This window comes from Pseudogemmobacter hezensis (assembly GCF_013155295.1).
In the GTDB taxonomy this organism is placed as follows: domain Bacteria; phylum Pseudomonadota; class Alphaproteobacteria; order Rhodobacterales; family Rhodobacteraceae; genus Pseudogemmobacter; species Pseudogemmobacter hezensis.
Map to the genome: position 1 here is coordinate 16,316 of NZ_JABJXT010000018.1, position 18,710 is coordinate 35,025.

The 18,710-nt window shown below is 62.7% G+C and carries 21 protein-coding genes and 2 riboswitches; of the genes, 12 read left to right on the top strand and 9 right to left on the bottom strand.

Going from position 1 to position 18,710, the window contains the following annotated elements; translation table 11 throughout:
- Positions 1 to 44 precede the first annotated feature (44 nt).
- Entirely contained in the window at positions 45 to 770 is a 726-nt protein-coding gene (locus HOY34_RS16920; RefSeq protein ID WP_172365002.1) for a heparan-alpha-glucosaminide N-acetyltransferase, read from the bottom strand.
- Between the two features lie 219 nt (positions 771 to 989).
- On the opposite strand from HOY34_RS16920, the gene HOY34_RS16925 reads away from it, so the two are divergent.
- The gene (locus HOY34_RS16925; RefSeq protein WP_172365004.1) at positions 990 to 1,850 is read left to right on the top strand and encodes an inositol monophosphatase family protein; all 861 of its coding nucleotides are present in this window, start codon (positions 990 to 992) and stop codon (positions 1,848 to 1,850) included.
- 52 nt (positions 1,851 to 1,902) lie between these two features.
- Here HOY34_RS16925 and HOY34_RS16930 read toward each other — a convergent pair whose 3' ends face one another.
- Complete coding sequence (locus tag HOY34_RS16930) at positions 1,903 to 2,220, bottom strand: ribonuclease E inhibitor RraB (protein ID WP_172365006.1); 318 nt, start codon at positions 2,218 to 2,220, stop codon at positions 1,903 to 1,905.
- A gap of 255 nt (positions 2,221 to 2,475) precedes the next feature.
- On the opposite strand from HOY34_RS16930, the gene HOY34_RS16935 reads away from it, so the two are divergent.
- Positions 2,476 to 2,946: a hypothetical protein gene (locus HOY34_RS16935; protein ID WP_172365008.1), complete on the top strand. Its 471-nt coding sequence runs from the start codon at positions 2,476 to 2,478 to the stop codon at positions 2,944 to 2,946.
- Positions 2,947 to 3,036: 90 nt separating this feature from the next.
- Here the strand turns inward: HOY34_RS16935 and nrdF are convergent, their stop codons facing one another.
- The 7 genes from nrdF to HOY34_RS16970 all read right to left on the bottom strand — a co-directional run bounded on the left by nrdF (position 3,037) and on the right by HOY34_RS16970 (position 10,512).
- Positions 3,037 to 4,011 (bottom strand): class 1b ribonucleoside-diphosphate reductase subunit beta, encoded by a 975-nt coding sequence (gene nrdF, locus HOY34_RS16940; RefSeq protein ID WP_172365123.1) that lies wholly within the window; start codon positions 4,009 to 4,011, stop codon positions 3,037 to 3,039.
- Between the two features lie 76 nt (positions 4,012 to 4,087).
- Positions 4,088 to 6,214 (bottom strand): class 1b ribonucleoside-diphosphate reductase subunit alpha, encoded by a 2,127-nt coding sequence (nrdE, locus tag HOY34_RS16945; protein ID WP_172365010.1) that lies wholly within the window; start codon positions 6,212 to 6,214, stop codon positions 4,088 to 4,090.
- Positions 6,196 to 6,675 (bottom strand): class Ib ribonucleoside-diphosphate reductase assembly flavoprotein NrdI, encoded by a 480-nt coding sequence (gene nrdI / locus HOY34_RS16950; protein WP_172365012.1) that lies wholly within the window; start codon positions 6,673 to 6,675, stop codon positions 6,196 to 6,198. The genes nrdE and nrdI overlap by 19 nt, the downstream gene beginning before the upstream one ends.
- Before the next feature lie 10 nt (positions 6,676 to 6,685).
- Complete coding sequence (gene nrdH, locus HOY34_RS16955; protein ID WP_172365014.1) at positions 6,686 to 6,910, bottom strand: glutaredoxin-like protein NrdH; 225 nt, start codon at positions 6,908 to 6,910, stop codon at positions 6,686 to 6,688.
- Between the two features lie 681 nt (positions 6,911 to 7,591).
- On the bottom strand, positions 7,592 to 8,035 hold the full coding sequence (locus HOY34_RS16960; RefSeq protein WP_172365016.1) for a PaaI family thioesterase: 444 nt from the start codon (positions 8,033 to 8,035) through the stop codon (positions 7,592 to 7,594).
- Between the two features lie 131 nt (positions 8,036 to 8,166).
- Positions 8,167 to 9,258: an FAD-binding oxidoreductase gene (locus HOY34_RS16965; RefSeq protein ID WP_216654815.1), complete on the bottom strand. Its 1,092-nt coding sequence runs from the start codon at positions 9,256 to 9,258 to the stop codon at positions 8,167 to 8,169.
- A gap of 3 nt (positions 9,259 to 9,261) precedes the next feature.
- On the bottom strand, positions 9,262 to 10,512 hold the full coding sequence (locus HOY34_RS16970; RefSeq protein ID WP_172365018.1) for an aromatic ring-hydroxylating oxygenase subunit alpha: 1,251 nt from the start codon (positions 10,510 to 10,512) through the stop codon (positions 9,262 to 9,264).
- Positions 10,513 to 10,651: 139 nt separating this feature from the next.
- A riboswitch (cobalamin riboswitch) is annotated at positions 10,652 to 10,861 on the bottom strand.
- 143 nt (positions 10,862 to 11,004) lie between these two features.
- Positions 11,005 to 11,111: riboswitch (TPP riboswitch) on the top strand.
- Between the two features lie 70 nt (positions 11,112 to 11,181).
- Between HOY34_RS16970 and thiD the strand changes: the two genes are divergently transcribed.
- The 10 genes from thiD to HOY34_RS17020 are packed head-to-tail and all read left to right on the top strand — an operon-like array spanning position 11,182 to position 18,693.
- The gene (gene thiD, locus HOY34_RS16975; protein ID WP_172365020.1) at positions 11,182 to 11,991 is read left to right on the top strand and encodes a bifunctional hydroxymethylpyrimidine kinase/phosphomethylpyrimidine kinase; all 810 of its coding nucleotides are present in this window, start codon (positions 11,182 to 11,184) and stop codon (positions 11,989 to 11,991) included.
- Between the two features lies 1 nt (position 11,992).
- Positions 11,993 to 12,997, top strand: a complete 1,005-nt coding sequence (locus tag HOY34_RS16980; RefSeq protein WP_172365021.1) for an FAD-dependent oxidoreductase — start codon at positions 11,993 to 11,995, stop codon at positions 12,995 to 12,997.
- Positions 12,994 to 13,188 (top strand): sulfur carrier protein ThiS, encoded by a 195-nt coding sequence (thiS, locus tag HOY34_RS16985; RefSeq protein ID WP_172365023.1) that lies wholly within the window; start codon positions 12,994 to 12,996, stop codon positions 13,186 to 13,188. Before HOY34_RS16980 ends, thiS begins: the two co-directional genes overlap by 4 nt.
- Position 13,189: 1 nt before the next feature.
- Positions 13,190 to 13,954 carry a thiazole synthase gene (locus tag HOY34_RS16990; RefSeq protein WP_172365025.1) on the top strand — a complete coding sequence of 255 codons (765 nt, stop codon included), beginning with the start codon at positions 13,190 to 13,192 and terminating at the stop codon, positions 13,952 to 13,954.
- Positions 13,951 to 14,577, top strand: coding sequence for a thiamine phosphate synthase (locus tag HOY34_RS16995; RefSeq protein WP_172365027.1), 627 nt, complete (start codon positions 13,951 to 13,953; stop codon positions 14,575 to 14,577). The genes HOY34_RS16990 and HOY34_RS16995 overlap by 4 nt, the downstream gene beginning before the upstream one ends.
- Positions 14,556 to 15,563: a HesA/MoeB/ThiF family protein gene (locus HOY34_RS17000; protein WP_253944519.1), complete on the top strand. Its 1,008-nt coding sequence runs from the start codon at positions 14,556 to 14,558 to the stop codon at positions 15,561 to 15,563. The genes HOY34_RS16995 and HOY34_RS17000 overlap by 22 nt, the downstream gene beginning before the upstream one ends.
- Positions 15,560 to 16,549, top strand: coding sequence for an ABC transporter substrate-binding protein (locus HOY34_RS17005; protein ID WP_172365029.1), 990 nt, complete (start codon positions 15,560 to 15,562; stop codon positions 16,547 to 16,549). The genes HOY34_RS17000 and HOY34_RS17005 overlap by 4 nt, the downstream gene beginning before the upstream one ends.
- A complete protein-coding gene (locus tag HOY34_RS17010) occupies positions 16,546 to 17,229 on the top strand; it encodes a TenA family protein (RefSeq protein ID WP_172365030.1) in 684 nt (227 codons plus the stop codon). The genes HOY34_RS17005 and HOY34_RS17010 overlap by 4 nt, the downstream gene beginning before the upstream one ends.
- On the top strand, positions 17,226 to 17,936 hold the full coding sequence (locus HOY34_RS17015; RefSeq protein WP_172365032.1) for an ABC transporter ATP-binding protein: 711 nt from the start codon (positions 17,226 to 17,228) through the stop codon (positions 17,934 to 17,936). The genes HOY34_RS17010 and HOY34_RS17015 overlap by 4 nt, the downstream gene beginning before the upstream one ends.
- Before the next feature lie 25 nt (positions 17,937 to 17,961).
- On the top strand, positions 17,962 to 18,693 hold the full coding sequence (locus tag HOY34_RS17020; RefSeq protein ID WP_172365034.1) for an ABC transporter permease: 732 nt from the start codon (positions 17,962 to 17,964) through the stop codon (positions 18,691 to 18,693).
- Positions 18,694 to 18,710: the final 17 nt, after the last annotated feature.

An 18,710-nucleotide genomic window follows, 5' to 3' on the forward strand; every position in this document is an offset into this window, starting at 1 on the left:
TTATCGCCCCGCCGCATGGTTTGTCCTGCGGCGGGGCTTTTTCGTCAGCTCAGCCGCGCCAGCGCCCAGGTAAGCGCCGCCAGCAGCCCAATCAGCAGCGGCTGGTGGATCAGATAGATCGCCAGCGAATGCCGCCCGGGCCAGGCCAGCGCCCTGAGAAACCGGGTGCTGCGCGGCTCGATCCGCGCCCAGACCTGATGGCGTGCGAATAACTGCGCCAGCGACATCCCGGCCAGGAAGGGCGCGAACCAGGGGAAAAGCGGCTCATAATCCACCGTCACCGGAATGCGCCCCGACAGGCCCAGCCAGACCAGCGGCCCATCCAGCGCCGGATGCGACCAAAGCCAGGGCAGCGCAAAGATCCCGCCCGCCAGCACCAGCCGCAGGATGGGCGGCCAGCGCAAAAAGGCCAGCCCCAGAAGCGACGAGACCGCGATGGAATGCAGGATGCCATAGAACACCCAGGCCTCGGGCATGGCGATGCGGGTGCCAAGCGTCACCAGCGCCGCCGCCAGCGCGATCTTTGCCAGCCTGCGCCAGAAGCCGGGCCAGCGGATCCCCGCGCCATGCGCCATCCAAAGCCCCATGCCGGCAAGGAAGATGAAACTTCCCGCCGTTATCCGCGCGAAATACCAGAAAAAGCCGGAAAATGCGGTCTCGGGCGCGATCAGCCCAAACATCGCCAGATCCCAGGTGAAGTGAAACACCACCATCGCCACCAGGGCGAGGCTGCGCGCCAGATCCGGCAGCAAAAGCCTGTTTTCCGTCATCACCATTTCCCCATGCAACCGAATGGCTGTCTGCGCATGTTTTCACCCCGCCAGTCCTGACGCGTTTCACACGCCCCGGCAAGCGGTGGCGGGGGCTGATCCGGGGCAGGGCGGCTGCGGCGGGTTTTGAAAATTTCGTGATCCTGTTACCCGCTTCGGCTGGCGCAGCCGGGGCAGATGCGGTCTGATAGCGCCGTTCAAGCTGCGAGGTGCGCCATCATGACATCCGATTCCCGTCCCGCCCATCAGAGCGCGGTGCTGACAGCCGGATCGGGGCTTGCCGCAACGCTGCCGCCCTCTGAGGTTGCGTCGCTGATCCGCACCGCCCATCTGCTGGCCGATGCCGCGCGGGTGGCAACGCTGGAGTATTTCCGCCGCCCCGATCTTGCGGCCGACAACAAAGAGACCAATCGCTTTGATCCGGTGACCATGGGCGACCGCCTCTCGGAGCAGCGCATGCGCGAGATCCTCGCCCGCGAGCGCCCCCAGGACGCCATCCTCGGTGAGGAATACGGCAGCCAGCCCGGCAGCTCTGGCCTGACCTGGGTGCTTGACCCGATTGACGGCACCCGTGGCTTTCTGACCGGCAGCCCGACCTGGGGCGTGCTGATCTCGCTGCGCGATGACAGCGGCCCGGTCTATGGGCTGATCGACCAGCCCCATATCGGCGAGCGTTTTGAGGGCGGCTTTGGCCGCTCACGCGTGCAGGGGCCGCATGGAGAAAAGCCGCTGGCCACCCGCCGTGCCCGCCCGCTGAGCGAAAGCTTCCTTTATACCACCTTCCCCGAAATCGGCTCGGCTGAGGAATATACAGCCTTCCGCCAGGTGGCAGAGCAGGTCAGGCTGCTGCGCTATGGGATGGATTGCTACGCCTATGCGCTGCTGGCGGCGGGGCAGATTGATCTGGTGATCGAGGCAGGGCTGCAGGCCTATGACATCCAGGCACCAATGGCGGTGATCCGCGCGGCGGGCGGGGTGGTGACAGCCTGGGATGGCAGCGATTGCAGCAATGGCGGGCGCGTGCTGGCGGCTGCCAACCCGGAAATCCATGCCGCTGCCATGGCCCTGCTGAACGCCTGAAAAGCAGACGATCCGCTGGCCCGTCTGCCAATGCAGCGGGCGCCGCCGGGGTTCAGATGTCCAGTTCCCAGCCGTCGGGATAGAAATCAAAGCTGACCGCGATCTGTGTCGCGGCCTCTTCCCATTTCCAGATCTCTTCGGCGGTAATGGCGATGGGGCCGATGGCGGCGATCAGCATCTCATCCTCATCGGGGCGGCTGATGCGATACCCTTTGGCTTCCAGAGCGCGGGTGATCCCGGCCCAGTTGGCCTCCTGTTCCTCAGGGAAAAAGGCATATTCGACCACCGCCTTTGCAGGCAGCTTCACCCCCTTGGATTCGCGGAAGGTGTCAAAGGTCTCGCGGCGCTGAAAGGCATAATCATGGCTCATGACATGATGTTAGCCCGAGTTGGCCGCAGGCTCAATCACTCCCGCGCGTGGCCCTGGTATATTTGCAGAACCGGCGGGAAAATGGCCGGAACCGCAGCCCCGATCCTGTCCATAAATCGCCCTATCCCCGCCCGCAGATCGACATGCGCGGGAATTAAGCTTGACCGATAACGCGGTGGGATATCACAGTATTCACAACGCGGTGACCTCAGCGACAGCCGGAAATGGCTGCATCATCAATATCGGAGCCTCTCCTTGCGTGCGCTAGCCATTCTTGCCTCGATTTCAATGATCGTCAGCCTGTTTCTTTCCTGGACAGGGCCGGCACTGGCGGGGATTTCAATCTCTCCCTGGAATCTGTTCCGCTCATTGCAGCCCGATGTCGAGACGTTCCGCAGTTTTGTGACCGCCTCACCGATCGAGCTGGTGGTGTTCCTGGCCACATTCATCCTGGCAGCGCTGTTCCTGTTGCTGGTGCTGTTCAATATCCCGGCGCGCCTGATTGGCCTGATCGGGGGCGGGGCCGGGGTTGGCCTGATGGGCTGGATCCTGTGGAACCTGAACAAAGGTGATCAGCCGCTGCCGGTGCCGGTCAATATCGATCTTGGGAAGGCCGCAGATCTGAACCATGCGATCACCCAGCTGGCAGGCTATGGGGCCTGGGCCTGGGCCGGTGGTGCCGCGCTCCTGCTTCTGGCCTCGCTTGTGGGCTGGGACCGCCGCTAAGCCCATTATCTGAAAACAATAAGGTGGGGCCGCAAACGCGGGCCCCACCTTATTTCGTTTTGCAGTGCTGACGACCTGCCAGGCTTTGGATCAGAAATCCCAGTCGTCATCCTCGGTTGCGACCGCCTTGCCGATCACATAGCTCGACCCGGAACCTGAGAAGAAGTCATGGTTTTCACTGTCGGGCGAAAGCGCGGCCAGAATGGCGGGGTTGACCTCACAGACCGAAGGCGGGAACAAAGCCTCATAGCCAAGGTTTTGCAGCGCCTTATTGGCGTTATAATGCAGGAAGGCTTTGACATCCTCGGTCAACCCGATGCCGTCATAAAGCTCTTCGGTATAGCGCTGCTCGATCTCATAAAGATCAAACATCAGGGCAAAGGCGAAATCCTTCAGCTCCTGGCGTTTCGCCTCATCCAGCTTTTCCACACCGCGCTGGAATTTATAGCCGATGTAATAGCCATGCACCGCTTCGTCGCGGATGATCAGACGGATCAGATCGGCGGTATTGGTCAGCTTTGCGCGGCTTGACCAATACATCGGCAAATAGAAGCCGGAATAGAACAGGAAGCTTTCCAGGAAAACACTGGCGATCTTTCGCTTCAGCGGATCCTCACCGGCCTTGTATTTATCAAGGATAATCCGGGCCTTGGCCTGCAGATGCGGGTTTTCCTCTGACCAGCGGAAAGCATCGTCAATCTCTTTGGTCGAGCAAAGCGTCGAAAAGATCGAAGAATAGCTGCGCGCATGCACAGATTCCATAAACGCGATATTGGTCAGACAGGCCTCTTCATGCTGCGTGACCACATCGGGCATCAAAGAGATCGCGCCAACCGATGACTGCACCGTATCCAAAAGCGTCAATCCGGTGAAAACCCGGATCGTCAATTCCCGCTCTTCCGGGCGCAAAGTCGACCAGGACTGCACATCATTTGACAGCGGCACTTTTTCCGGCAGCCAGAAATTCACCGTCAGCCGGTTCCAGACCTCCAGGTCTTTCTCATCCTGCAAACGGTTCCAGTTGATCGCTTTCAAAATCGTCTTCGGCATCACATGATCCTTCATCCTGGAAGAACCTTTCATCTGTCTGAAAATATCCCGGGGGTCCGGGGGCAGAGCCCCCGGGCAACTCAACCAGACCTTACAGCGTACAGGAAACGCAGCCCTGCACTTCGGTCCCCTCCAGCGCGGTCTGGCGCAGCCGGATGTAATAGATTGTTTTGATGCCCTTTTTCCAGGCATAGATCTGCGCTTTGTTGATATCGCGCGTGGTGGCCTCAGCCGGGAAGAACAGCGTCAGCGACAGGCCCTGATCGACATGCTCGGTCGCCGCTGCATAGGTGTCGATGATCGCCTCGGGGCCAATCTCATAGGCGTCGCGGTAATATTCCAGGTTCTCATTCGACATAAAGGCCGCCGGATAATAAACCCGTCCGATCTTGCCTTCTTTACGGATCTCGATCTTGGCCACAATCGGGTGGATCGAGCTGGTCGAATTGTTGATATAGGAAATCGACCCCGTCGGCGGCACCGCCTGCAGATTGCGGTTGTAAAGACCGAATTCCATCACATCGGATTTCAGCGCTTCCCAATCGGCGCGGGTTGGCAGGTTTATACCCTCAAACAGCCCCGTGACTTTCTCGGAAACCGGCAGCCAGTCTTTTTCCGTGTATTTGTCAAAGAACGAGCCATCGGCATATTTCGATTTGTCGAAATCCTTGAAGCTCTGACCATGCTCGCGCGCCAAAAGATTCGAGGTGCGGATTGCGTGATAGGCCACAGCAGCGAAATAGACGCTGGTGAATTCCACACCCTCGGGCGAGCCGTAATGCACATGCTCACGCGCCAGATAGCCATGCAGGTTCATCTGGCCAAGGCCGATTGCATGGCTTTCGTCATTGCCGCGCCGGATCGAGGGCACCGCATCAATCGCCGACATTTCCGACACAGCCGTCAGCGCCCGCACAGCGGCCTCGACCGTTGCGCCAATATCCGGGCCATCCATCGTTGCTGCGATATTCAGCGAACCGAGGTTGCAGGAAATATCGGTGCCAAGGTGATCATAGCTCAGATCTTCATGGAAGGTCGAAGCCTCATTCACCTGCAGGATTTCCGAACACAGGTTCGACATGGTGATGCGCCCGTGGATCGGGTTGGCCTTATTCACCGTGTCTTCGAACATGATATAGGGATAGCCGGATTCAAACTGGATCTCGGCAATCGTCTGGAAAAACTCGCGGGCGTTGATTTTCTTTTTCTTGATGCGCTTGTCATCAACCATCTCGTCATATTTCTCGGTGACCGAGATTTCCGAGAAGGGCACGCCGTAGACCTTTTGAATGTCATGCGGCGAGAAGAGGTACATATCCTCGTTTTTCTTCGCCAGTTCAAAAGTCACATCCGGGATCACCACGCCCAGAGACAGCGTTTTGATGCGGATTTTTTCGTCAGCATTTTCGCGCTTGGTATCAAGGAAACGCAGAATATCGGGATGGTGGGCGTTCAGATAAACCGCACCAGCACCCTGACGCGCGCCCAGCTGGTTTGCGTAAGAGAAGGAATCCTCCAGCAGTTTCATCACCGGGATGACGCCCGAGGACTGGTTCTCGATCCCCTTGATCGGCGCACCGGCCTCACGCAGGTTGGTCAGCATCAGCGCCACACCACCACCGCGCTTTGACAGCTGCAGCGCCGAGTTAATGGAACGGCCAATCGATTCCATATTGTCTTCAAGCCGCAGCAGGAAGCATGAGATCAGCTCGCCGCGCGACATCTTGCCGGCATTCAGGAAGGTCGGCGTCGCGGGCTGGAAGCGGCCCGAGAGGATCTCTTCCATGAAGGACATTGCCAGCGCCTCATCGCCGCGCGCCAGCGCCAGCGCGACCATGACCACGCGGTCCTCATAGCGCTCAAGGAAGCGCTGACCGTCGCGGGTCTTCAGCGTGTAGCTGGTGTAATATTTGAACGCGCCAAGGAAGGTCGGGAAGCGGAATTTCTTTTCAAACGCCGCATCCCAGATCTGGCGCTGGAAGTTGCGCGAATACTGATCCAGGACGGCGGGCTCATAATAGCCCTCATCGACCAGATAGCGCAGCTTCTCATCCAGGTTGTGGAAGAAGACGGTGTTTTGATTGACGTGCTGCAGGAAATACTGCTTCGCCGCCATACGATCGGCGTCAAAGCGGATTTTGCCCTCGCCGTCGTAGAGGTTCAGCATCGCATTCAGCGCGTGGTAGTCCAGCGCTGGCTTCACGCCATTGTCGAGCATTCCGTCCCCCAGAATAAATCGAGCCCGCGCCGGACGCGGGCGATATCGGTTTCCGTCCCCGCCAGCTCAAACGAATAGAGCAGGGGGACATTGCATTTAGTGGCGATCACCTTGCCTGCAAGGGCGAAGGTGGCACCGAAATTACGATTGCCGCCCGCGATCACGCCCCTGATCCCGGCCCGCAGGCCAGGGTCATTGAGAAAGCGGATCACCTGTTTCGGCACGGCGCCCCGGCCCTCGCCATCAGCGAAGGTCGGACAGATCAGCACATACCCGCCCGCAGCCGTCAGGGCCGACGGATCCGGCCCTGGCTCTTTTGGCGAAATGGGTATGCGGTAAAGCCCACGCTCAGGGGCTGAGGCACTGGCAGCCTGGGGCCCAGGCCCTGGGCCCCCGAAAAGACGCGTCACAAAACGCAGCGTATTGCCCGATGCAGAAGAGAAAAAGACAAGCCCGGGCATGGCACGACCCTCAGCTTGCGAGACGGCCGATCATATCGGGGCGAAAGCCCGCCCAATGCGCGTCACCGGCGATCACGACCGGGGCCTGACGATAGCCAAGGGCCACGACGCGGCTCATCGCATCGGCGTCCTCGGTCAGATCAACAACGGAATAGGACAAGCCTTTGGCATCCAGCGCACGGGTGGTTGCGGTGCATTGAACGCATGCAGGTTTCGAGTAAACGGTGATGGTCATTGCCTGATCCTTCTACTGTCCCGGATGGCGACGGTTCAAAGAAGATCGGACCGCCAGAATCGCTTCCGCCGCTGCCTGCCCTCCATGCCTGTCGCACGGTTTTGTTGCCTTCATTATGCTCTGGCTTTTCGCCTGATCTGCGGGTGCTGCATGACAGACCGTGAAGGGCTTTTTCCCCCTGGTTTGTCATAGCCTGGCTTGCCGCTGACACTTATAAAAACGCCCGGCACAAGGCCGGATTTCACAACTGTCACCGGCCGCAAATCGGATCACCAGAACGACTTCATATTGATCCCGGACTGAGGGGGATGTCAACATATTGTGTCGCTGCTTTGATTGGCGGATGTGGTTCTGGTCAGGGTTGAAAAGGCAGGAAAATCACTGAAATCCCGGGGTTCCGGCCCGTTCTTGCGGGGAAATTACCTCTGAAATGGGATGAATGTGTGCCCCGAAAGCCATAGGGCGGCAGCGGGGTTTTTTCCCGCTTGCACAATATCTGGGGGCAGAGCTGTGGGTAAATCAAAGCCCTTAGCCCGGATCGGGGGACAGAATTGTGTATATCTCTGGAGATAAGTCGCAGAACCGGGCGCGGCCCGGCTTTTCGCGGAAAACCAGGGCGGGTCTGGGCAGGGGCCGGGTTGCGAATGATGCGAATCGGATTCGCCGGGGCCGCTGGCCCGCTCAGGATATGGCGGGTGGGGCGGCGGGCGGAATCGAATAGGTCATATTGGCCCTGGCCACCGGTTGGCTTTCGCCCTCAGAGAAGATCAGCGCATCGGCCACCGCCAGCACCCGCCCCAGCTTCAGGATCCGCACATCGCAGTAAAGGTCGCGCCCGGCGGCGGGCTTGCGCATGAAATCCATCGCGCAGCCGGTGGTCACGGCCAGCGCAACCGGGCCGATACGCGACAGGATCGCCAGATAGACCGCCACATCGGCCAGGGCGAACATGGTCGGGCCAGAGACGGTGCCGCCGGGGCGCAGATGCCGCTCTGCCACCTGCAGGCGCAGCCGGATGCCCTGATCGGTGACCTGATCGACGGTGAAATCAGCCGCAACCTGGCCGAATTCCTGCGTCACAAAGGCGTTCAGCGCCTTTGCATCCATTATAATGGCGGCGGTCATTGCGATGCTCTCCTCTCTTTGCGGACAAAGAGAGGGTAACAGGGGCTGGACCTGCGGCAAGTGCCCAGCGGTCTCAGCCCCCGATTTTCAGCCCCAGATTTTCGGCCTCTGAGTTTCATAAGGCCCGGACGTCAGACCTCGACCGTGATCTTGCCCATCGGGTTCGAGCAGCAGGCCAGGATCCAGCCCTCGGCGATCTCATCATCCGAAATGCCGCCATTATGGACCATATGCACATCGCCATCGGTCTTTTTGATCTTACAGGTGCCGCAAAGACCAAAGGTGCAGCCCGAGGGGATGTTCAGCCCGGCGCGTTTGGCCACCGCCAGCACCGTATCCGTCTCAGCGCAGGGCGCGGTAACACCCGAGGCCGCAAAGGTGATCTGGGCGCGGGCATCCTCATCGGGAATCACATCCTCGATCACCGGGGCCTCGGCTTCCGAGCTGACAGGGGCGCCAAAGCTTTCCTGGTGGTAATGCTCCATGTCAAAGCCCAGCGAGACCAGCATCTCGCGCACCGCCTGCATGAAGGGCTCTGGCCCGCAGCAAAAGACCTCGCGCTCCAGATAATCCGGGGCCATCAGACCCAGCATGATCTGCGAAAGCCGCCCCTCATAGCCCGACCAGGTCTGGAAGGGATCACATTCCTCAACGGTAAAGCGCAGCTTCAGCCCCGGCACCCGGTCGGCAAACCCCTCAAGCCGCTTTTTCAGCAGGATCTCGGATGGGCGTTTCGCGGCATGGACAAAGACGATGTCGGGCATCTGCCCCGAATCCCAGGCCCAGGTGGTCATCGACATCATCGGCGTGATGCCTGAACCCGCCGAGATAAAGAGATACTTCTTCGCCGGATGCCGATGCGAGCTGAAGATTCCCGCCGGGCCGTAAGCCTTGATCTTCATCCCCGGCTTCAGATGATCCAGCATCCAGCGCGTGCCGATGGATGTCGCCTGGGCCTTTACCGTGACCGAGATCGACAGCGGCCGCGAGGGCGAGGAAGAGATCGTATAGGTGCGCTGCACATTGCCCTTTGCGCCCTTTTTCGGATCGACCGGCAGATCCAGCGTCACGAACTGGCCCGGCTGATAGTCGAACCAGGCCCCCGAGGGCGCGCGAAAGGTAAAGGTGGCGGTGTCGGCGGTTTCTGGCACCACCATCGCGCATTCCAGCAGCTCGGAATCATCCCAGGGCTTTGCCGACCAGTTCAGCTGTTGCTTTGCCATGATTTACTCCGCCGCCAGCGCCGGGCCATTGCCGGAAAGCGGGCTAAGGCGGTCGGCCATCATCCCGGCATACCAGTCGACAAATTGCAAAACGCCCTCTTCCTGGATCGGCGAATAGGGGCCGGGCTCATAGGCGGGGGAAAGGATGCCCTTCTGGTTTTCCTCGACCACCTGACGATCCTCGTCATTGGTGTTCAGCCAGACGCGGGTCAGGGTTTCGATATCGTAATCGACGCCCTCGACGGCATCCTTATGCACCAGCCAGTTGGTGGTGACCTGGGTTTCAGTCGGGCTGATCGGCAGGATGCGGAAGACGATGGCATGATCGCCGAGGAAGTGGTTCCAGGTGTTCGGGTAATGGAAAAACAACAGGCTGCCCGCGTCATTGAAGGGCATAGTGCCCATCCGCTTCGCCACAGCCGCCTTGGTCGACATCGTATAGCTTTCGGCCCCGTTCAAAAGCGGGATCCGCGCCAGCCGCCATTGCATCTTCGGATGGTTGGTGAAGCGTGAGGGCAGGCCGGCCGCCTCGCAGCGCTTCCAGTGCTCGATGATATCGGGCGAGGCCGAATCGGGCCCCTCCATCGCCGTCATACGCGGGTTGTCGGAATAGGTGCGGCACAAAGACGGGTGCGAGCCGCCGCAGTGATAGCACTCACGGTTGTTCTCGATCACCAGTTTCCAGTTGCCGTTCTCAATGATGGTAGAGCTGAAAGCGACCTTCGCATCCGCCAGACCCGAGGGCGCAAGATAAGACATCAGCTTCGGCGCCAGGTCGGAAATGGGCGGCGGGATTTCAGCCAGACAGATGAAGACCATCCCGCCCAGATCGACGCAATGAACCTTCTTCAGGCCGAACTTCGCGGGATCAAATTCCTCACCCATATCGCGGGCGAAGATCAGCTTGCCCTCAAGGTCATAGGTCCATTGGTGATAGGGGCAGACAAGGTTGGTGGTCGAGCCATTTGTTTTCGCGCAAAGCCGCTGGCCACGGTGGCGGCAGATATTGTGGAAGGCGCGGATACGGCTGTCTTTGCCCTTGATGATAACGACCGGATAGGCCCCCACCTGCAGCGTGGCGAAAGCGCCGGGCTTTTCCAGCTCGCAGGCGGGAATGGCAAAGAGCCATTCCTTATACCAGATGTGTTGAAGATCGGCCTCTAACACGCCGGGATCGCAATATAAATCGCGCTCAAGCGCATAGCCGGGCTGGCGCGACAGAATGCGGTTCAGGGTTTCGGACTGGCTCAGCATTTGCTGTCCTTCGCAAGAGCCTGTTTCCCGCATTCCGGGTCTGAACAGGCAGGTTTGACTGACGATGGAGCGCAGACGACAACCGGCCCGCGCGGGGATGGACCCGCGAGCCTGTTGTCGCTGTGCCGCCCACCGCGGCTCGACATCTCGTGCGAAGGCTGGTTTCCGGGCTTGGCGAGCGGTCTTTCAACCCCGGCTGCGACACCTTCCCGGGCTCCTCCACCCAGTGGCCTTGTCGCAGCCTCTCTTCCTTACCGTTGCGGGGGCAGCGCCGGATTTAGACCCTTTCAGACCCGCACCGGCTTCCCAATTCTCCGCTGTTGTCAGCGGCACCTTGCAAGCCTGAATTGAGCAGAGATCCGGGGGTAAACTTGTCTGTTTGCGACATGTCGCAAAGCGGAAAAGACAGCCGCCACTTTGCGGCCTGTTTCCCCGCCAAAAGCGTGATTTTGCCGGTTGCCAAACGAATTTCGGCCGCTTAACGATTAGGCAACTTACTCGTTGGGGTGTCCCGGGCAACCGGGGCTGAGAGGCTGAAACGCCAACCCATCGAACCTGATCCGGTTCATACCGGCGGAGGGAACGGGTAGTCTGATCACGCCTCTGGCGCCCAATTCGGGCGGCCATGGCGTCAGCCCCCATATCCTTTGCCGGTCATTTGGGGGCGCTATGACAGCGATTGCTTTGACCATTGCAGGGTCCGATTCCGGCGGCGGGGCCGGGATCCAGGCCGATCTGAAAAGCTTCGCCGCTTTCGGCGTCTACGGCGCCAGTGTGCTGAGCGCGATCACCGCGCAAAACACCCGGGCGGTGACGGCGGTGATGATGCTGCCGCCCGCGCTGGTCGAGGCGCAGCTGGCGGCGGTATTCGATGATCTGCGGGTCGGGGCGGTGAAAATCGGCATGCTCGGCACGCCAGAGCTGGTCGAAACCGTGGCCCGCCACCTGCAGGGCCAGGACCTGCGGGCGCGGGGTATCGCGCTGGTGGTCGATCCGGTGATGGTGGCGAAATCGGGCGACAGGCTGCTGGCGGCTGAGGCCGTGGCGGCGCTGCGCGAGCATCTTCTGCCGCTGGCGGATCTTTTGACGCCGAACCTGCCAGAGGCCGCTGATCTGCTGGGGCTTGCCCAGGCTGACGGCCCCGTGGCCCAGGCTGAACAGGGCCAGCGCCTGCGGGGGCTGGGGCCAGCCTGGGTGCTGATGAAGGGCGGGCATGGCGAGGGCGTCGATTGCACCGACCTGCTGATCGGGCCGCAAACCCATGTTTTCACAGCCAAACGACAGCATACCCGCAATACCCATGGCACCGGATGCAGCTATGCGGCGGGGGTTGCGGCGGGGCTTGCGCAGGGGCTGGCGATGCCTGAGGCGGTGGCCCGGGCGCATCACTGGCTGCAGGGCGCGATTGCGGCGGCAGACCGGCTGCAGGTCGGCTCGGGTCACGGCCCGGTGCATCATTTCCACGCATTCGGGGGCTGAGATGGGGCAGATCCATATCCTCGGCGCGGGCGTCATGGGGCTGGTGATGGCGACCGAGCTGGCGGCGCGGGGCCATCAGATCAGCATCAGCGACCCGGCGGGCGGCCCGGGGCCGGGGGCCTGTTCCTGGTGGGCGGGCGGCATGCTTGCCCCTGAATGTGAGGCCGAATCCGCCGAAGAACCCGTGGCCCGGCTGGGGGCCGAGGCCGCTGCCTGGTGGCAAAAGCACAGCGGCTGCGTCTCTTACCAGGGCACGCTGGTGCTGGCCGATCCGCGCGACCGCGCCGATCTTTCGCGCTTTGCGCGGCTGACAAAGGGGCATCAAACGCTTGATGAGGCGGGGATTTCCGCGCTGGAACCCGATCTTGCAGGCCGCTTTCGCCAGGGGCTTTTCTTCGCGGATGAGGCGCATCTGGCACCAAGGGCCGCGCTGAAAGCACTGGTCGCAGGGCTTGCGGCGCGGGGCATCACCATCACCGCCGCGCCGCCCGCAAAGCCCGCGCTGACCACCGCGCTGACCCCCACGCTGACCATCGACTGCCGGGGGCTCGCCGCCCGTGATCAGCTGACCGATCTGCGCGGCGTGCGCGGCGAGATGCTGCTGATCCGCTGCGAGGGCGTGACCCTGTCGCGCCCGGTGCGCCTTTTGCATCCGCGCATCCCGCTTTACATCGTGCCGCGCGGCGATGGCGTTTTCATGCTGGGCGCGACGATGATCGAAAGCGATCTGCGCGGCGCCATCACCCTGCGCTCGATGATGGAGCTGATGGCGGCCGCCTGGGCGATCCATCCCGGTTTTGGCGAGGCCGCGCTGATCGCCACCGGGGCCGATGCCCGCCCCGCTTTCCCCGACAATCTGCCGCGCCTGATCCGCCGGGGCGATGTGCTTTTCGCCAATGGCCTTTACCGCCACGGTTTTTTGCTGTCGCCCGCCACGGCGCGGATGGCGGCCGAGCATATCGAGACCGGCGCGCAGCCTGAATTCTTGCATGAGGTAAGCCCATGAAAATATTCGTAAACGGCGAGGCGCGTCAGACGCAGGCGCAGACCCTGGCCGAGCTTTTGGCCGAGCAGGGCTTTGGCCCGGCGGTGGCGACCGCGCTGAATGAGGGTTTTGTCCCGAAAGACAGCCGCGCCGATACTGCCCTCTCTGAGGGCGACCGGGTCGAGGTTCTTGCCGCGATGCAGGGGGGCTGAGATGCCGGTTTTCTACGGAACCCATATAGAGAGCCCACTGATGCTGGGCACGGCGCAATACCCCTCGCCAAAGATCATGGCTGAGGCTTTTCGCACCTCAAAAGCCGGGATCGCCACGGTCTCGCTCAGGCGCGAGCAGCGCAGCGGCCAGGATTTCCGCGCCCTTATCGCGGCGCTTTCGGTGCATATCCTGCCCAATACCGCCGGGTGCCACAGTGTCAAAGAGGCTGTGACCACCGCGCATATGGCGCGAGAGCTGTTCCAGACCGACTGGATCAAGCTTGAGGTGATCGGCAACAGCGACACCCTGCAGCCCGATGTTTTCGCCCTGGTCGAGGCGGCGCAGATCCTTTGCGCCGAGGGCTTCAGGGTGTTCCCCTATACGACCGAGGATCTGGGCGTTTGCGAACGTCTGGTGCAGGCGGGATGCGAGGTTCTGATGCCCTGGGGGGCGCCGATAGGCTCTGGCCGGGGGCTGATGAACCCCTATGGGCTGCGCATGCTGCGGGCGCATTTCCCCGATCAGGTGCTGGTCGTCGATGCGGGGATCGGGCTGCCCTCACATGCGGCGGCCGCGATGGAGCTGGGCTATGACGCGGTGCTTCTGAACACGGCGGTGGCGAAGGCGGGTGATCCGGTTGCGATGGCGGGCGCGATGGCGCTGGCGGTGCAGGCGGGGCAGCTGGCGGCCCGCGCAATCCCGATGGAGCCGCGCGATATGGCCGCCCCCTCGACCCCGGTGCTGGGCCAGGGGCTGCTGGCATGAGCGCGGTCACCGATCAGACAGGGCAGGGGCCGCTGCCGCGCTTTTACCCGATTTTTGACCACCCCGACTGGCTGCAGCGGATGCTGCCTTTGGGCGTGCGTTTTGTGCAGCTGCGGCTGAAAGATCGCCCCGTGTCTGAGCTGCGGGCGATGATCCGCGCAGGCCAGGACCTGGCCCGGGCGCATGGGGCCACGCTGATCATCAACGATCACTGGCAGCTGGCGATTGAAGAGGGCTGCGACTGGGTTCATCTGGGACAGGAGGATCTGGACCAGGCCGATCCGGCGGCGATCCGCGCGGCGGGGCTGCGTCTTGGCGTCTCGACCCATGACCGGGCCGAGCTGGCGCGGGCGCTGACGCTTTCGCCGGATTACATCGCGCTTGGTCCGGTCTGGCCGACGATCCTGAAGCAGATGAAATGGCACGCCCAGGGCGTGGAAAAGCTGACACGGTGGAAGGCGCAGATCGGCGCGGTGCCGCTGGTGGCGATTGGCGGGCTGACGCCTCAACGCGCGGATCTGGCGCTGGCGGCGGGGGCCGATCTGGTCTCGGTGGTGACAGATATCACGCTGAACCCCGACCCCGAGGCGCGGGTCCGCGAATGGCTGGGGCATCTGGCATGAACCGCTATCAGCGTCAGATCCAGCTGCCAGAGATTGGCCTGGCGGGGCAGGCGGCTTTCAGCCGCGCCCGGGTTCTGGTTGTGGGGGCGGGCGGCCTGGGCGTTCCCGTGCTGCAATATCTGGCCGGGGCCGGGATTGGCGAGATCACCCTGATCGACCCTGATCTGGTGTCGGAAAGCAATCTGCACCGGCAGGTGATTTACGGCGAATCCATCGGCCAGCCCAAGGCTGAGGCTGCGGCCGGGGTGTTGCATGGCCTGAACCCCAGCATGCGCGTCACTGCGCATAAGGCCTGTCTTGATCCGCTGAATGCGCCGGATTTTGTGGCGGCGGCGGATTTGGTTCTTGACTGCGCGGACAGTTTCGCGGCCAGCTATATATTGTCAGATCAATGCCTTGTGCTGGGAAAGCCGCTGATCTCGGCCTCGGTCCTGGGGCTGTCGGGCTATGTCGGCGGGTTTTGCGGCGGTGCGCCCTCGCTCAGGGCGGTGTTTCCGCAGCTGCCCGAAAGCCTCGCTAGCTGTGAAAGCGCGGGCGTGCTGGGCCCGGTCGTGGGCATGTTCGGTACGATGATGGCGCAGATGGCGCTGGCGCAGCTGGCGGGGATCGGGGCCTCGCCTCTGGGGCAGCTGACCCGCTTTGACATGCAAAACTGGCGCTTTTCGGCGTTTCGTTTCACAGGGGCACCCGAGCCCGCGACCCATCACCCCTTTATCGCCGCCGCGACGACCGGCCCCGCTGATTGCGTGATCGAGCTGCGCCCCGAAACGGAGGCCCCGCGCCCGGTGACGCCGCAGGCGCATCGCATCCCGCCAAACCAGCTGACGGCGACGCTTTTGCGAAAGATCGCGCCTGATCCTGGGCAGCGGCTGGTGCTGGCCTGCCGCTCGGGCCTCAGGGCCTGGCGTGCGGCGGATCTGCTGCGACCGCTTATTCCAAACCAGATCGCGCTGATCGCCGATCCGCAAACCGGAGACCAATCATGACCCGCATCGCATTTGCGTTTTGCGCAGCCCTGGCCGCGCCCGCCCTCGCGCCCGCCCTCGTGCCCGGCCTTGCCCTGGCCGAAACTCCAGCGACTGAGCCTGACCTGCAGCCGCTGACCCTGATCCTGGACTGGTATGTAAACCCCGATCACGCGCCGATCATCCTGGCGCAGGAACTGGGCTATTTCCGCGACGCGGGCCTGCAGGTTGAGATCATTCCCCCCGCCGATCCCAGCGAGCCGCCAAAGCTGGTGGCGGCGGGCCAGGCGGATCTGGCGGTTTCATATCAGCCGCAGCTGCATCTGCAGGTGCATGAGGGGCTGCCGCTGATCCGGGTCGGCACGCTGGTTGCGACGCCGCTGAATTGCCTGATGGTGGATGCGGGCGGCCCGGTGCAAAGCCTTGGGGATCTGAAGGGCAAGAAGATCGGCTATTCGGTCTCGGGTGTCGAATCGGCGGTGATGGTGGCGATGCTGGGCTCGGTGGGGTTGGCGGCGGCTGATGTTGAAATGGTGAACGTCAACTGGTCGCTGACGCCCGCGCTGATGACGGGGCAGGTCGATGCGGTGATCGGGGCCTTTCGCAATTTTGAGCTGACGCAGATGCGGCTGGCGGGCGGAAATGGGCGCTGTTTCTACCCCGAAGAGGCCGGGCTTCCCGCCTATGACGAGCTGATCTATGTCGCGCGGCCTGATTTCGACCCTGGCCCGATCAACCGCTTTCTGGCCGCGACCGAACGGGCGACCAGCTATATGATCAACCATCCCGAAGAGGCCTATGCGCGTTTCGCGGCCACCGCGCCGGATCTGTCAGACCCGCTGAACGCCCAGGCTTTCCTTGATACGCTGCCGCGCTTTGCCCATTCCCCGGCTGCGCTGGATCATGGCCGCTATGCCCGGTTTGAGGCTTTCTTGCATGAGGCCGGGCTGATCGGCACCCCCCTTCCGGTGGCCGATCTGGCCCGCGATCCGGGTGCCGCACCATGAACGCAGGCCCCCCCGATTATGGCCAGGGATTCCAAGCCCTCAGATCCTCTTGCCCCGGTGAATGGCAGGCCTATACGCAGCATGAGTTTGTGCAGGGCCTCGCAGATGGCAGCCTGCCGCAAAGCGGGTTCCTGACCTATCTGCGCCAGGATTATATCTTCCTGATCCATTTTTCCCGCGCCTGGTCGCTGGCGGTGGTCAAGGCGGGCAACCTTGCTGAGATGCAGGCCGCCAGCGCCACCGTTCATGGGCTTTTGCATCACGAAATGGCGCTGCATCGGCGGATCTGTGCGGGTCATGGCATTGATGCCGCCAGTCTTGAGGCCACCGAAGAGGCGCCCGAGAACCTGGCCTATACGCGCTATGTGCTGGATGCGGGCCTCAGCGGCGATTTCCTTGATCTTCTGGCCGCGCTTTTGCCCTGCGTGCTTGGCTATGGTGAGATCGGGGCGCGGCTTTTGCCCGGGGCTTCGGGCTCGCGTTACGGTGACTGGATCACGACCTATGGCGGGGCCGGGTATCAGGCGATCTGCCATGAGGCGGGGGCGCTTTTCGACCGGGCGGTCAGGGCGCGACTGGGCGACAGCCCCCGCAGCCTGCCGCGCTGGCAGGGGCTTGAGCGACACTTTCGCATGGCCACCCGGCTTGAGGCTGCATTCTGGGGGATCGGGTTGGGATGAACGGCCCGCTGATCCTGGAGGGCGAGGCCTGTCTCGCTGGCGCGCGGCTGTTCCCGCCGCTGCGGCTGACGCTGCAGCCGGGGAAATGGCTGACGCTGCTGGGGCCCTCGGGGGTGGGGAAAACCACGCTTTTGCGGTTGATCGCAGGCCTTCCGGTGGCGGCAGAGTTTCGCGGCCAGATCACAGGTGCCCGGCCTGCGGCGCTGATGGCGCAGGATCCGGGGCTTTTGCCCTGGGCGACGGTTGCGCAAAACATCACCCTGGGGCCGAGGCTGCGCGGAACACGGCCTGATCAGGCGCGATTGCAGGCAATCCTGGACCAGACGGGCCTGGCAGATCACGCGCAAAAGCGGCCTGCCCAGCTTTCGGGCGGGCAGCGCCAGCGGGCCGCACTGGCCCGCGCCCTGATGGAGGATCGCCCGCTTTTCCTGCTGGATGAGCCATTCTCGGCGCTGGATATCGCGCTGCGCCACCGCATGCAGGATCTGACCGCCAGCCTTTTGCGCGACCATATGGTGCTGATGATCAGCCATGACCCGGCCGAGGCAGCCCGGCTTTCCGACCATATATATGTGCTGACCCGGGCCGGGCTGCAGCAGGTCAGCCCGCCCGCTGATGATGGCCGGCTGCGCCCGCGCCCATTGGACGGGCCGGATACCCGCCGCTGCGAGGCAGAGCTGATCGCGCTTTTGATGGCGGCCACATGAGGGGCGCGGGATTGAGGGGCGCGACATGATCCGGGCGGCACTGATCTTTTGCACGCTGATCGGGATATGGCAGGGTGTGATCTGGCTGACCGCCCTGCCGCCCTTTTTGCTGCCCGCCCCCCGCGCGGTGGCAGGGGCGCTTTGGTCCCATCGGGCCGAGCTTGGCGCGGCATCCCTGCGCACCGGGGCCGAGACGATCTTAGGTTTTGCCCTTGGCGCGGTGATCGGCATTGGCCTTGCGCTGCTGATGGCGGCCTCAGCTTTTGTGGCCCGCTGGATCCGGCCCGTGGTGGTGATCTCGCAAACGATCCCGATCTTTGCGCTGGCCCCGATCCTGACGCTCTGGCTGGGATATGGCATGGCGCCAAAGCTGGCGGTGGTGGCGCTGATCAGCTTTTTCCCAATCGCAGGCGCGCTTTATGACGGGCTGCAGCGGGTGCCTGCGGCGCGGCTGGATCTGGCCCAGGTGATGGGGGCTGGCGGGGGCGTGACGCTTTTCAGGATCCGGCTGCCCTCGGCGCTGCCGGATCTGGCCAGCGGGCTGCGGCTGGCGGCGGTGCTGGCGCCCGTGGGCGCGGTGATCGGCGAATGGGTCGGAGGCTCGCAGGGGCTGGGGGCGGTGATGCTGCATGCGAATGGCCGGATGCGCATTGATCTGGTCTTTGCCAGCCTTGCGCTGGTGGTGGCGCTGTCGCTTGCCTTCCAGGCGCTGGTCAGCAGGGGCCTCGCCGCCCGGCTGGAACGGTTCGCCGGATGAGAGCGGGGGCTGAAAGC